16 protein-coding genes are annotated in these 13,396 nt (G+C 40.5%); 2 read left to right on the forward strand and 14 right to left on the reverse strand.

The window, feature by feature from the left end; genetic code table 11:
• Positions 1 to 96 precede the first annotated feature (96 nt).
• The 9 genes from V7Z64_RS07515 to cysK form a co-directional block, all read right to left on the reverse strand.
• Positions 97 to 1,329, reverse strand: coding sequence for a competence/damage-inducible protein A (locus tag V7Z64_RS07515; RefSeq protein WP_297990088.1), 1,233 nt, complete (start codon positions 1,327 to 1,329; stop codon positions 97 to 99).
• A gap of 22 nt (positions 1,330 to 1,351) precedes the next feature.
• Positions 1,352 to 1,930 (reverse strand): CDP-diacylglycerol--glycerol-3-phosphate 3-phosphatidyltransferase, encoded by a 579-nt coding sequence (gene pgsA, locus V7Z64_RS07520; protein WP_297990086.1) that lies wholly within the window; start codon positions 1,928 to 1,930, stop codon positions 1,352 to 1,354.
• A 30-nt stretch (positions 1,931 to 1,960) separates the two neighbouring features.
• On the reverse strand, positions 1,961 to 2,818 hold the full coding sequence (locus V7Z64_RS07525) for a helix-turn-helix domain-containing protein (RefSeq protein WP_442885094.1): 858 nt from the start codon (positions 2,816 to 2,818) through the stop codon (positions 1,961 to 1,963).
• A gap of 18 nt (positions 2,819 to 2,836) precedes the next feature.
• Positions 2,837 to 3,628 carry a DUF3388 domain-containing protein gene (locus V7Z64_RS07530; RefSeq protein ID WP_091701576.1) on the reverse strand — a complete coding sequence of 264 codons (792 nt, stop codon included), beginning with the start codon at positions 3,626 to 3,628 and terminating at the stop codon, positions 2,837 to 2,839.
• A 181-nt stretch (positions 3,629 to 3,809) separates the two neighbouring features.
• Positions 3,810 to 4,058, reverse strand: a complete 249-nt coding sequence (locus tag V7Z64_RS07535; RefSeq protein WP_003398156.1) for a DUF3243 domain-containing protein — start codon at positions 4,056 to 4,058, stop codon at positions 3,810 to 3,812.
• A 65-nt stretch (positions 4,059 to 4,123) separates the two neighbouring features.
• Entirely contained in the window at positions 4,124 to 4,837 is a 714-nt protein-coding gene (gene ymfI, locus V7Z64_RS07540) for an elongation factor P 5-aminopentanone reductase (RefSeq protein WP_003398157.1), read from the reverse strand.
• A 1-nt stretch (position 4,838) separates the two neighbouring features.
• The gene (gene yfmH / locus V7Z64_RS07545; protein WP_334109932.1) at positions 4,839 to 6,125 is read right to left on the reverse strand and encodes an EF-P 5-aminopentanol modification-associated protein YfmH; all 1,287 of its coding nucleotides are present in this window, start codon (positions 6,123 to 6,125) and stop codon (positions 4,839 to 4,841) included.
• A complete protein-coding gene (gene yfmF, locus V7Z64_RS07550) occupies positions 6,122 to 7,399 on the reverse strand; it encodes an EF-P 5-aminopentanol modification-associated protein YfmF (RefSeq protein ID WP_297990127.1) in 1,278 nt (425 codons plus the stop codon). Before yfmF ends, yfmH begins: the two co-directional genes overlap by 4 nt.
• Before the next feature lie 46 nt (positions 7,400 to 7,445).
• The gene (cysK, locus tag V7Z64_RS07555; protein ID WP_297990125.1) at positions 7,446 to 8,369 is read right to left on the reverse strand and encodes a cysteine synthase A; all 924 of its coding nucleotides are present in this window, start codon (positions 8,367 to 8,369) and stop codon (positions 7,446 to 7,448) included.
• Between the two features lie 143 nt (positions 8,370 to 8,512).
• On the opposite strand from cysK, the gene V7Z64_RS07560 reads away from it, so the two are divergent.
• Positions 8,513 to 8,878, forward strand: a complete 366-nt coding sequence (locus V7Z64_RS07560) for a rhodanese-like domain-containing protein (RefSeq protein WP_003398164.1) — start codon at positions 8,513 to 8,515, stop codon at positions 8,876 to 8,878.
• Positions 8,879 to 8,891: 13 nt separating this feature from the next.
• Here V7Z64_RS07560 and V7Z64_RS07565 read toward each other — a convergent pair whose 3' ends face one another.
• The 4 genes from V7Z64_RS07565 to V7Z64_RS07580 are packed head-to-tail and all read right to left on the reverse strand — an operon-like array spanning position 8,892 to position 12,465.
• Positions 8,892 to 11,039, reverse strand: a complete 2,148-nt coding sequence (locus V7Z64_RS07565; RefSeq protein ID WP_297990122.1) for a DNA topoisomerase III — start codon at positions 11,037 to 11,039, stop codon at positions 8,892 to 8,894.
• 47 nt (positions 11,040 to 11,086) lie between these two features.
• A complete protein-coding gene (gene yidC / locus V7Z64_RS07570) occupies positions 11,087 to 11,818 on the reverse strand; it encodes a membrane protein insertase YidC (protein ID WP_297990131.1) in 732 nt (243 codons plus the stop codon).
• A gap of 36 nt (positions 11,819 to 11,854) precedes the next feature.
• Positions 11,855 to 12,130, reverse strand: a complete 276-nt coding sequence (locus V7Z64_RS07575) for a hypothetical protein (protein ID WP_297990120.1) — start codon at positions 12,128 to 12,130, stop codon at positions 11,855 to 11,857.
• Between the two features lie 47 nt (positions 12,131 to 12,177).
• Positions 12,178 to 12,465, reverse strand: coding sequence for a MerR family transcriptional regulator (locus tag V7Z64_RS07580; protein ID WP_003398169.1), 288 nt, complete (start codon positions 12,463 to 12,465; stop codon positions 12,178 to 12,180).
• A gap of 338 nt (positions 12,466 to 12,803) precedes the next feature.
• Here V7Z64_RS07580 and V7Z64_RS07585 point away from each other — a divergent pair, with 338 nt between their 5' ends.
• Positions 12,804 to 12,941, forward strand: a complete 138-nt coding sequence (locus V7Z64_RS07585; RefSeq protein WP_297990118.1) for a hypothetical protein — start codon at positions 12,804 to 12,806, stop codon at positions 12,939 to 12,941.
• A 64-nt stretch (positions 12,942 to 13,005) separates the two neighbouring features.
• On the opposite strand, the gene V7Z64_RS07590 is transcribed toward V7Z64_RS07585, so the two are convergent.
• A partial coding sequence (locus V7Z64_RS07590) for a diacylglycerol/lipid kinase family protein (protein ID WP_367178558.1) occupies positions 13,006 to 13,396 on the reverse strand: 391 nt, incomplete at its 5' end.

A 13,396-nucleotide genomic window follows, 5' to 3' on the forward strand; every position in this document is an offset into this window, starting at 1 on the left:
CTTTTACTTACGAAAAAATGAAGCAATCACTACTACTTACTACTATACAGGTTTTATGTTTATTTGCCAAGAAAAAAACGAATAAACGTTCGTAAATTAATGTAACATTTGTAGTAAATAATAACAGCCATATTTCGCCGTGCGCATACGAATGGCTTGTCGTCCACCGGATAACGTAAGCAAAAACGTTTTTGTTCCTTGGTCAGTTGCTATTCCAATCCATACTGTCCCTACTCGTTTCCCTTCCAACTCACTCGGTCCTGCGACGCCTGTAAAACTTATGCCGATATCGCTTTGGCAAAGTTTTCGGACGTTTTCCGCCATCAACTGCGCACATCGCTCACTGACCGCCCCCTCCGTTTGTAATATTTCTTTCGGCACTTGCAACACTTTTTCCTTTATTTCATTCGTATAACATACTACTCCTCCTGCTATGGCTGTAGAGGCGCTCGGAAGCGCAGTCATTTCTTCTAAAAACAAACCGCCTGTTAAACTTTCAGCCACAGCAAGCGTTTTGTTTTGTTCTTTTAATGTAGCTAACAATTTTCCAAATAACGTTTCATCGTTGTATCCATAAAAATAAGGGCCGACACGTGCTAAAATGTTTTGCTCCATTTCCTTAATTAAACGCTTAGCCTCCTCTTCACGCTCATGCTTTGCGGTTAAGCGAAGTGTAACTTCACCATCAGAGGCAAGCGGGGCAATCGTTGGATTTGTCTGTTTATCGATTAAATCTTCAATTTCTGTTTCTAACTGAGATTCGCCAATGTGAAAAAAACGAAGAACGAGCGATACGATTTTTTCACGAACTTGAAGTTTTTGCAATAAAAAAGGACGTCCATATTTGATGAACATCGGTTGCATTTCTTTTGGTGGCCCAGGAAGGAGCATATACGTCGTTTGATCAATAGTCAGTGCCATCCCAGGAGCCATCCCATGTTCATTTTTTAGCACGTGACATCCTTCCAACACGAGTGCCTGTTTACGGTTGTTTGGAGACATCGGACGATTCGTTTTCGAAAAATAATCACAAATCGAACGCCATGCATCCTCGTCTAAAACGAGCGATGTATTTAACACGTTCGCAATTGTTTCTTTTGTCAAATCGTCTTTTGTTGGGCCGAGTCCCCCTGTAAAAATAATTAAATTCGAGCGTTGCTTAGCCACCTCAATCGCATGTGTAAGTCTTTTAGGGTTATCACCAACAACTGTATGGTAATATACATCTACACCAATGTCCGCTAATTGTTGTGATAAAAATTGAGCATTTGTGTTTGCAATTTGTCCGAGTAAAAGTTCTGAACCGACCGCAATGATCTCCGCTTTCATCTTTCTCCCATCCCCTTTGTATTTACTTTGAATGACGAAATGCGTGTTTATTTTTCATAAAATAATCCCATCCTGACCAAATTGTAAAGACGAGCGCTACCCATAGTGAAATGTCCGCAAACGGAAACGAAAAAAGCGAAAAAGGAATGTTGTGCAAAAGAAGAGCTGCAATGGCTACAATTTGTGTCCATGTTTTAATTTTTCCAAGCATATTTGCTGCAACGACTTCCCCTTCCCCTGCGAGCACAAGCCGTAGCCCTGTTACCGCAAATTCACGGCTAATAATGACAATAACGATCCAAGCTGGTGCCAGATCTAGTTGTACGAGGGCAATTAGCGCCGCAGATACTAACAACTTATCTGCAAGCGGATCAAGAAATTTCCCCAAATTCGTCACTAGCCCATATTTTCGGGCATAGTATCCGTCCACCCAATCAGTTGTAGATGCAATAATGAAAATAAGCGCAGCAATGGCGTGTGTGATCGGTAATTGCTCCGTCTCAATTTGGATGACACCTAAATCAATGGGCGCCAACAAAAAAATAAGGAAAAAGGGGATAAGTAGCATTCGCGCAATCGTAATTTGATTCGGTATATTCACAGTTACTAACCTCCAACACTTCATCCAACATTATTGTTTTTTGTAAATAATCATAACATCCTGACGCACATGATCGCTCGGATTAACAGGATATTCGAGCATTTGCCCGTTTATTTTCACTTCCGTATTTAATGTTTGACCGATCACTAACAACACTTCTGTTTCGTTTGTTAAGTCGAATGTTTCGGATTGATTGGCATACATCATTTTGCGTGCAAAGGCTTTCCCTTTCCCATTTTTCACTTCAATCCATGCATCGCCTTTTGTTGCAAGTTCAATGATCAACTGTTTCCCAGTTACTTCAATTGTCGACTTTCGCCCGTTCGTTTCAATTACCTTGATCATCGCTTCCGACGGCTGTTCCTGTTGTTCGTTTTCTTCCTGTTTTTCTGACTGTTGTTCATTTTGTTTTTCTGCTGGCTGTTCATTTGCTTGTTCGGATTGCTCAAATTCTGCCTTTTCATTAATAATTTGCTCTTTTGGCTGTTCATTCACCGCTCGATTTTGGAAGAAAAACCAGAGAACGACTGCTACCCCAACAACTAGTGCTCCGATAAGGAATTTTGGAAGTGCATCAAGTACTTTTGCCCCCTGTTCTGATAGCTGTCTCGATTTTACACGAGACAACTCACCAGGGAGTTCCTCCTGTTGAGTCGTTGGAATTTCATGTGCGTATTGCTCGAACAGTTCATCAGCATGAAGACCGACAGCTTCAGCGTACTGTCGAATAAATGCCCGAACATAAAATTTCCCCGGCATAATGACATAATTGCCTTGTTCAATTGCGATCAAATATCGTTTTTGAATTTTAGTAATTTCTTGTAGATCGTCTAAACTCATGTGACGTTGTTCTCTCGCTTCTTTCAAACGCTTCCCTAACTCTGTCAACGGAAACACCTTCCATCTTTAAAAATCGATATTCGAAAAACCGTCGTTACCAAAAAAAGAAGATTGATCAACGAGTTCATACGTAATTTCTTCGTCTGCTTCATGACGTAGTTCAATAATATAGTCAAAGTCATCCAACTTATATTCTGTATGCCTTACAAAAATATCCGGATGTTCAATGACTTTCGTCGCTGGTAGTCGCATGAGCTCACGGATGAGTTGCCAATGTCGTTCATTTGAGCGGCGCGTCGAAACGATTCCGTCAATAATGAATACATTGTTTTCGCTATACTCATCTTCAATGAGTTGGCTGCGAACTGTTTGTTTAATGAGCGTAGAAGAAACAAACAACCAACGCTTGTTCGCGCAGACGCTCGCAGCTACGATCGACTCTGTTTTCCCGACGCGTGGCATACCACGAATCCCGATCAACTTATGCCCTTCTTGTTTAAATAGCTCTGCCATAAAATCGACAAGTAAACCTAATTCATCACGAACGAAGCGAAACGTTTTTTTATCATCAGCATCTCGCTGAATGTAGCGCCCATGTCGAACTGCGAGACGATCTCGCAACTTCGGTTCACGTAATTTTGTTACCGTAATATCTTCCATCGTCGCTAAAATGGATTGGAGACGCTCAATTTGCTCGTGACTTTTACATAACAAAAGCATCCCTCTACGCGAGTCATCTACTCCATTAATTGTGACAATATTAATAGAAAGCATGCCAAGAAGCGATGCGATATCACCTAATAACCCCGGACGATTCATATGTATTTCATATTCTAAATACCATTCCTTCTTCTCCATATATACCCCTTCTCCCCTTTACATTACACGATGCGATCATATAAGCAACGCTTTGTCGAAACACGCATGTATGTTTATTTTACCATTTGAATGCGAGAATGAAAAGAATGGACGACTGTTTTTTGTGAATACGTAAACATAGTAAAACAAGCTGGCGAATGTCACCAGCTTGCCCTATTACCTATTTATTTTGTACAAGCTTAATCATCATGTTGGCAATCGCATGTTGCTCCTGCTCATTCGCTACGTGCCACAAATCAGCAAGTACTCGTTCTTCCGGATTTTTCGGATCAACTTGCTTTGCTAAATAGTCTCCGATTTGATAAGCGATATCCGAAATAACTTGTTGGCTCATTCCTTGTTCTTCTGCTTGATGAAGACGATCTGCCAAAAAGCTTTTCCATTGCTCAAAATTATCAAGAACAGACATATGCAAACCTCCTTGAAATTCGTTTCAAGAACAGTTTGCCACACGATGCAAAAAATTATGCTCGCTTAACAATACCAACCACCATTTACCGATAAAATTTGCCCTGTAATATACGAAGCGTAATCAGAAATTAAAAATGACACCGCTTTCGCAACTTCTTCAGGCTTTCCAATTCGGCCAATTGGGATATCATCAGTTAGCGCTCTCAATTCTTCCGAAGTGAATTCAGCAAGCATAGGTGTATCAATGGCTCCAGGGGCAATGGCATTTACTCGTATACCGCTTGGAGCTACTTCTTTAGCTAACGCTTTCACAAACGTATTTTGCGCACCCTTTACCATCGAATATAATACCTCGCACGATGCACCTGTTAACCCCCAAATGGATGAAATGACGACAATTTGTCCACGACGCCGTTGAATCATAGATGGGAGTAAACGCTTTGTCAACAAAAATGGACTCGTTACATGCAACTGAACCATCTGTTTCACCTGTTCATCCGTTGTATCCGTCATTAATCCATAAACGCTCATCCCACTGTTATGGATGAGCACATCAATAGGATGAAAAAGGGAAGAAGTTAGCACATCTACCCCCGAAGAATTGGATAAATCCGCTTTGATCGTATATATGTCCGTTGATAGTTCCCTCGCTAAAGATTGAATGGACTGCTCATTTTTATAATAATGTAAATACAATCCATACCCATCTTTCGCGAGCTGGTGAGCAATCGCGCGACCGATGCCCCCGCTCGCTCCTGTAATTAACGCGTATTTCATCTCATTTCACCTTTTTTGGAACAACTTGACATACCGTAAACTGTTCTTGCACAAAACATTCGCGAGCAACTACTTTTAAGTCATTCGATGTCAATGATTGTAATGTTGCTACAACGTCAAACAAGCTCATATGATCGAACGCATAGCGGGTAAATTGATTCGCAATATATTCAAGCGAATTTAATGAGCGTAAAAATGTCCCGATTTTTTTTCTTTTTAATCGCTCCACTTGCTCATCATCAATATCGTCAAATTGTAAAAGAATACGTTGAATTTCTTCTGCTAATCGATCAGGGTGTAAAGTGTCACCACCGATTAAACTAAACCCAAAATCGCTCTCTTCCGTATAGTCTACCATAAATGTTTCGTCAATTAATCCTTGCTGATACAACCGCTCATAGTTTAGGGAACTTTTTCCAAACAAATAATCAAGCAACAAGCCGATGGCGCATTCATGCTTTAACTTTTCTTTCCCTTTTGTATACACATTTTTCGCTTTTATACCGACTAAACATTTTGGCGTCTGCACGTTCATTTCAATTACATGTTTTTTACGTGCAACATAGGACGGTTCTTCGTAGCGAAATCGCTCAATATCCGTTGGTGGGCGGAACGTTTTTTTCGTCTGATTTGCGCGAATTTGTTCAAGCATAGCTAATGGATCAACAGGACCGGTAACAAATAGCAGCATATTGCTTGGATGATAAAACGTTTCATAACATTCATATAATAAGTCTTTTGTAATATGTGAAATCGACTCTACCGTTCCTGCAATATCGATTTTTACAGGGTGATGGTGGTACATGCTTTCAATTGTCCCAAAATACAAGCGCCAGTCCGGATGATCATCATACATACGAATTTCTTGAGCAATGATCCCTTTTTCTTTTTCCACAGTTTGCTCTGTAAAATAAGGATCTTGAACGAAGTTAAGTAATGTTTCTACATTTTTTTCGACATCTGTTGTACTCGAGAACAAGTAGGCTGTGCGTGTAAAGGACGTGAAAGCATTCGCGGATGCCCCCTGCTTACTGAACGTTTGAAATACATCGCCATCTTCTTTTTCAAACAATTTATGCTCTAAAAAGTGGGCGATGCCGTCCGGCACTTTTTTCATACTCGTTTTTCCATATGGAGTAAAGTAGTTATCCACCGAACCGTATTTCGTTGTAAACGTTGCGTATGTTTTATTAAATTCTTTTTTCGGTAAAATGTAAACATCTAATCCGTTAGCTAACCTCTCATAAAATAATTGTTCATGTAATTGATCGTAGCGAATGACTTTCATCTTTTCTCACCGTCCTTCTCTGTTAAAAAATAAATCGTATCTAATTCAACGTTTTCGCCTACTCGCACGATGTCCTCACGCGTCACTTTTTCGATCCCTTCTAGCCATTCATGAAATGGTCGTTGACGCGTTGCAATCACATTATGATAAGAAAGTTCAATCATTCCTCTTGCTGTGTCAATTGTTTCTAATAGCTGATTTCGAATGACCGCTTTTGTTTGGGCGATTTCCTCATCGCTAAATTGTCCGTTCCGCATCGCTTCTGCTTGAGCATGAATAATCTCAAGTGCTCGTTCATAATTGCTCGGTTCAATTCCTGCCATGACCATCATCATTCCTTGATGACTTTCGATGCGTGAAGCCGCATAATAAGCTAAGCTCGCCTTTTCACGCACATTGATGAACAATTTTGAATGTGTAAATCCCCCGAATATCCCGTTCCATACTTGCAACGCATCATAATCAGCATCGTTATACGTCGTATTTGTTTGGTAACCAAGATGTAGCTTACCTTGCTTCACATCTTGTTTTTCTACAATTTCTTGTACATTTGTTCGTTTCATTCGCGTTGGCGTTGTCGTCGAGCGCCGGGAACGAGCTTCTAGTGAAAAACGTTCAGCCACATCATGTTCTATATCATCTAACATCACGTCGCCCACAACGTATAGATCGATCTCGTCATGCTTTAACATATGTTCATAATGTTTGTATAAACGTTTCGCATCGATTGAATCCACATCGTGGCGTTTACCGTGAACATCGAGCGCATAGGGTGAGCCTTTATACATTTCTTCAATGAGCCGATGCTGAGCATATCTCATTTTATCGTCAAATAACGACTGTATTTTTTGTTTTAAAGCACGCTTCTCTTGCTCAACAATTGAAGCAGAAAACCCACCTTGCTCAGTAAGGGGGCGAAACAACATGTCGCTTAATAACGTCATTGCATCACGTAACAATGGGGATGTGCCACCTAAAAACTTTTCATTTGCGACATCTATCCGAATCGTAATAATATGGTGTTCACCTTTTTTCGCCAAATCAACTTGTAACGTTGCGCCGTATAACTCGTCTAAATATGTACGTAACGCTTTCATGGAAGGGTGTCTCTCTGTGGCGTTTTGTAACACATATGGAATGAGAGCGCGCATCGTTACATCTTGTTCACATAACGGTGCTTTCATTTTCAATACAAGCGTGTTTGTCTTATATTTTTTTGTTGGAATGACATGAAGACGAAGACCGCCCACTTCTTTTACTTCTTCTTGAAACATACAATCACTCCTTTTTATTTTATAGCGTCAGCATTTTTTGCCCCTCTTATCCGTTAAATAAATCGGACGATAAATATCGCTCTCCTGTATCCGGAGCCATACAGAGCACGCGTGCATCACTCGGGAGCATTCGAGCCACTTGAATCGCACAATAAGCAGCTGCGCCAGCTGAAGCCCCCACTAAAATTCCTTCCTCTGCCGCTAGTCGCCTTGCCATCGTTTGCGCTTCTTCATCTTTGATAAGCAAAATGTCATCATACACTTGTTGATTTAAAATACGAGGAATAAATCCCGGACCGGTACCTGGAATTTTATGCGGCCCTGGTTGCCCACCTGAAAGGACTGGGGATCCATACGGTTCAACAACATAAATGCGTAAATGGGGGAATTTTTTTTTCAATTCCTCCCCTGTTCCGGTCACTGTCCCACCTGTTCCTGCCGTAAGCACAAACGCATCTACTCCATCTGGAAATGCTTCTATAATTTCAAGCGCGGTGCTCGTACGATGGGCATCTGGATTCGCTTGATTTTCAAACTGCATCGGAATAAAACTATTTGGAATACGTTTAGCCAATCGATATGCTTCATCGATAGCCCCCTGCATGCGCAACGAAGCCGGGGTTAAGTGAACTTCTGCCCCATACGCTTTCAATAAATTGATCCGTTCTTTCGTCGCATTATCGGGCATTGTAATGATGCAGCGATATCCTTTTGCTGCACATACCATGGCTAATCCAATTCCTGTATTCCCCGATGTCGGTTCAATAATTGTGCTTTGAAAAGGGACAATTTTACCTTCCCTTTCAGCACGCTCAATCATTCGCTTAGCCGCCCGGTCTTTCACACTTCCACCTGGGTTAAATGATTCAAGCTTCATATACACACTAGCCCCTGTCGAAAAAACAACACGACGGAGCTGCACAATTGGCGTGTTGCCAATTAAGTCCATAATCGACTCATACGTCCCCATATTTCCCCTTCTTTCTCGATAAATTGTTTTCCCTATTTTACTATATATCGAAATGACAATGGTGTCGAAACATTTGAAGAGATCGAAAAATTACGCTAAAATACACACGTGGGTATTTAGATCGACATACAGGAGGTGATACAATGCGAAAGTATTTTGTCCTTCTATCTATGTTTCTTTTTGCTATTAGTGGATGTGCACAAAGTGGCTTTACAAACATTTCTGTTCATGAAGCTGCGCAAATGATTCAAAAAGAAAACGTTGTTGTCCTTGATGTCCGAACAGAAGAGGAGTATGCTTCTGGTCATATTCCAGGCGCTATCTTACTCCCTTTACAACAGTTGCAAGAACGCATGAATGAACTAAAAAAAGATGAGACATATATCATTGTTTGCCGTTCAGGTAATCGCTCGGCGCAAGCGAGCCAATTGTTAGTGAAGGAAGGATTTACAAATATATACAATATGACCGGCGGCATGAACGAGTGGAAAGGTAAAGTTGAAAAATAGGAGAACCGTTCTCCTATTTTTCAAACAAAAACGATAAGCGCTGCTCCTTCTCATCCCATATGAGCGCAGCATTGAATGTGCTCTCTCCCTTTTTAAACCCTTTGATCACATTCGTTTTTCCTTCTGTTAATAATTTTTTGATGTTTGCTTGTGAAATCGGTTTTCCTAACATCGTCTTCGAAATAGTAAACGAGCACTTTGTTTTTGCGTAGTTAGCACAACCATAGAATGTGCCTTTGTCAACAACTGAGCCCCCACAAAACTTACACGATCCTATAGTTTTCCCGATCGTCGTTTTTTTCTTTCTTTGGATCGATGCGGTATCCAAACCTTCAAATGACCAATGATTTGCCATTTGTACCGCATCGGTGACAATTTTCCCCGCTAGCTTTTTCACTTGTTCCATAAACACGGCAGCTGATGCTTTCGCTTCTCCAATTTCACTTAATCGTTGTTCCCATTTCGCAGTCATTTCAGGTGACGCTAAAAGATGTGGACCAACAGCCTCAATGAGTGCTTTTCCTTTATCTGTTGCATATACTTGATTGTTTTTTATTTCGATATATTGCCGTTGTTTTAACGTTGTAATAATAGAAGCACGGGTTGCCTCAGTTCCAAGCCCCTCTGTTTTAGCTAGCACTTTTTCTAATTGTTCGTCATCTAAAAATTTCCCTGCTGTCTTCATTAGCGTAATTAATTCCCCTTCTGTATACCGCTTCGGCGGCTGCGTTCTTCCTTCTTTCCCGTACACATCATATACTGTTCCTTTTTCACCTTTTTTTATATTTGGCAGCGGTTGCACATCATCCTCCTCTTTTACCATCATTACTGTCCGCCATCCAGCTTGAATTTGCTCTTTTCCTTTAGAAATAAAGCGCGCCCGTCCATCCACAACCGTTACGATTGACGTATAGCCAACGACTGCCTCAGCACAATGCGCGGCAATCAATCGTCGAACGACAAGATCGTAAATGTTTCGCTCATCACGGCTAAGTTTCATGAGGTCAGGCACTTGTTCCGTCGGAATAATAGCATAGTGATCGGTCACTTTCTTTTCGTTTACATAACGTTTATTATGTAAAATTGATTTGTGAACTAACGGGAAATATGATGCATACTCTTCCTTTTGCTCAAGCTGTTTTAAAATATAAGGAAAAGTTTCCGCCTCCCCCTTCGTCACGTATTGTGAGTCGGAGCGTGGATACGATACATATCCTTTTTGATATAGCTTTTGTAATATATCAAGCGTCTTCTGCGGGGAATATTTAAATCGCTTGTTCGCAGTTGCTTGCAACGTCGATAAGTTAAACAAAAGCGGTGGCAAAAATGTTTTTTGTTCATACGTAACTTCGTCCACTTCTACTTGTTTTTTTCTGCAAAATGCGATAACTTTTTCGGCCAGTTGTTGATCATGTATACGCGTTTCATTTTCATGCCACCACTTTCCTTCATATTGCTTTCCATTCATATCGAATGTGGCAATGACTTCCCAAAACGGCTTTGATTGAAATTGCTCAATTTCTTTTTCTCTTCTCACAATTAAAGCGAGTGTTGGCGTTTGCACACGTCCAACGGAGAACACGTCATTCATCCCTTTTTGCTTTAATAAAATGGTATACACTCTCGATGCGTTCATGCCAACAAGCCAATCTGCACACGTTCGTGCATACGCCTCTTCATATAAAGGACGGGTTTGCTTTTCGTCTAGTAGCTGACGAAATCCTTGTTCAATCGCCTTTGGTGTTAACGATGAAATCCAAAGACGCTTGATCGGTTTTTTTACACCGCTCATATAAATGATGTTTCGAATAATTAATTCCCCTTCTCGCCCAGCATCACCAGCATGAATAACTTCAGTCACTTCCGGCTTATGAAGCAATTGCTTAATCGTTTGAAATTGTTTCGCTTTTTTACGATCAATCTCATATTGAAAACGATTCGGAATAATCGGTAACGTATCGAGCGTCCATCGTTTCCAACTTACTTCATACTTTTCTGGGGAGGCTAATTCAAATAAATGTCCAACAGCCCATGTCATATAAGCCCCTTTCGGAAACAACTCATTTGGTAAAATTTCAATGTATCCATCTCTTTTTTTTGTTCGAAAAATCGACGCAAGTGTCATTCCTTGATCAGGCTTTTCTGCAATAATCACTTTCATTTTTTTCACCCCTTGACGAAAAGAAACCTGCTCAGCTAGCGAGCAGGTTATTTGGCAGCTTCTGTTACATGTTTCTTCCATTGTGTGCGCATGATGAGTGACTGGACAATTGAAAAACATCCACCAACAACCCAATATAGTGATAGAGCTGCTGGGACAGAACTCGCTCCCATGAAAATCATGATCGGCATGACGTACGACATCATTTTCATTTGCACAGCTGTTTCTGCTGTTGTAGATGGAGATAAACGCATCGAAATAAATGTCGTTAAGCTGGCGAGCAGCGGCATAATAAAATATGGGTCACGGTGTCCAAGCTGCATCCATAAAAACGAGTGCAGCTTAATTTCTTCCGTTCGCGAAATGGCGTAGTACAACGCCATAAAGATAGGCATTTGAATAAAAACTGGCAAACAACCACTCATCGGGTTTATACCGTGCTTTTGATATAATTGCATCATTTCTTGTTGCAGCTTTCGTTGCGTCTCCATGTCTGTTGCTTTGTACTTTTGCCGGAGCTTTAGTACTTCAGGGCGAATGCGTTGCATTGCGATATTAGCACGAAATTGTTTGATCATAAGCGGAAGCAAGCCAAAGCGCACAACAATCGTTAAGGCAACAATAGCTAATCCATAATTTTCTTGAAATACATGACCGAGCATAAGCAATAGCTTTGACATCGGATAAACAAAATAATGATCCCATACACCTTGACTATGTTCTGTAATCGGTACATTTCGATTACATGCACTTAATATTACAACAAAAAACGAAAACATCCATTTTTTCACGATTTTATGCCTCCTTGTTTGTAATTATAAGCAAACAAGGAGCCACCTTCCTTCTTCATCGCTAGCATGCGACTGCTCATTTATCGGAATCTTCCGCTGTCGAAACGTAACAAATCGCATACACAGCGGCATATCATACATACCACTTGCCATTACAACACCGCTTGCATCGTGAGCAATGAAACGCTGAATGAAGAAAGGATGCTTCGCTTGACGCGTCACGTAACACGTCATAACGACAATAAAAACGCTAAAAAGCGATGCATACGTAAACAAATCCAACGGGAACTCAATAAACATGCCCGAAACTCTCCTTCCGCTACCATTATAACACGGAAATGAGCAATTTACATACGCGAACGGAAATGAGCATTAATTTGTCCCTTTCTCATCGTTTCACGAATTTCTTTCATCATTTCATAGCGAATTTCTTTCGTTTGCACCCCCTCCTCACGTTTGTTGGCGATCTCAACGAGCCATTCGACGTCAGCGAAAGAATATTTCCTCGTTCCCTTCGACCGATCTGGAAAAATGAGTTGGCGTTCTTCATAATAACGAATTTGTCTCGGTGACAACCCTGTTAATTCACTCACAATACCAATCGAAATAACTTTTTTATGTTTATATGAATCCATTTAACCCTCTCCCTCAATGTAATTATTTATAACATAATCATATACGATTTCAGTAACATTTACGCGGATTTTGTTATAAAAGTTAACAAATTCAATAATATGTGTAATAAAATATAACAATAATACTGTAGACAATAACAAAGATCACTATAATGGTAGTTAAATAACGTATGCGGGAGGATGAGAAATGGGTACCCTTTTGCAAACAGCGATGAAACAGAAGCAATTTTATATTAATAGGCTCACTAAGGGAGGAAAGTTTGAACTTCATCCATTACACTACTGGACCGTATCTGAACTGCGAAAACAATATGAACTGTATCGGAGGGAAATAAGAGATGGAGAAAAAAGTAATTGATTTAGCCAAACAAATTATTGAACTCGATTTGCGGCGCGATGAGATGTTTGAACAACTTCTCGAACTGCTTGGTGATCGTGCGTATGAAATATTGCGATATATGCAAAACAAGTACTAAAGGCTCTTGTCACCGTCAAGAGCCTTTAATTTGCTCTGGCATGTGAACAATAGTCCCACTTAAGCTATCGAAACACACGCACTTGCTTATTCACAGAAATCGTAATTTCTCCTTCACCAATTTGCTCACCGTCAGCGTGCACAGGAAGACGCATATGACTACGAATATAAATATGTTTCCCCTGAAACGTATGTACTTCCTTCATTTTAATGTGACCGCCCCAAAAAACCGTCACAAATAATGCGAGCAATTTTAATCTCGACACATCATTTACAACGACCACGTCAAACTGCTGGTCATTTGGCTGCGCAAATGGAGCGATTTTCATTCCTCCCCCATAGTATGGGTGATTCGCAACGGTGACAAGCCATGCTTTTGAAAACGTATATTGTTTTTGATCAACAGTCAATCTTACAGCTGTCGGTTCATATGTAAATAATTCTTTCAATAAATAA

Source organism: Anoxybacillus sp. (assembly GCF_036834105.1).
GTDB lineage: Bacteria > Bacillota > Bacilli > Bacillales > Anoxybacillaceae > Anoxybacillus.